Origin of the sequence: Streptomyces rubellomurinus (assembly GCF_000961885.1) — a bacterium.
Classification (GTDB): domain Bacteria; phylum Actinomycetota; class Actinomycetes; order Streptomycetales; family Streptomycetaceae; genus Kitasatospora; species Kitasatospora rubellomurina.
The window spans coordinates 1-389 of sequence record NZ_JZKH01000345.1 but is presented as its reverse complement, the minus strand read 5'-3'; the positions used below and the strand labels follow the sequence as shown (position 1 = coordinate 389).

1 protein-coding gene is annotated in these 389 nt (G+C 73.0%); it reads right to left on the bottom strand.

The genetic code is table 11. The annotated features are described in order from the left end of the window. A partial coding sequence (locus VM95_RS43115) for a hypothetical protein (RefSeq protein ID WP_045706290.1) occupies positions 1 to 389 on the bottom strand: 389 nt, incomplete at both ends.

Sequence of the window (389 nt, the reverse complement as noted above, 5' to 3'; positions counted from 1 at the left end):
GGTTGCCGGTGGTGGGGAGGGGCTTGGTGGCGGTGAGGGAGAGGTAGGCGGCGGTGAGGTTGCCGGTGGTGAACCAGCGGGTGAGGCCGTGCTGGTGGCAGGCGCGGATGCCGCCGAGGGCGTCGATGGCGGTGAGGAAGAGGTCGACGACGGCGAGTTCGTGGGGGGTGAGCTGCTTGGGGATGTCGAAGACGCCGAGGGCTTCGAGGAGTTCGCCGGTGTCGGCTTCGGAGTTGGGTCGGGGGTTGGCGAGCAGGGCGTTGTAGCAGTCGTCGAGGCGGCGGTCGACCTCGGCGGCGGGGATGGCGAGGGCGGTGCAGACGGCGCGGGCGGAGCGCAGGGGTTCGCGGGTGCGGCGGGCGAGGGTGGCGTAGGCCTGGGCGGGGGTG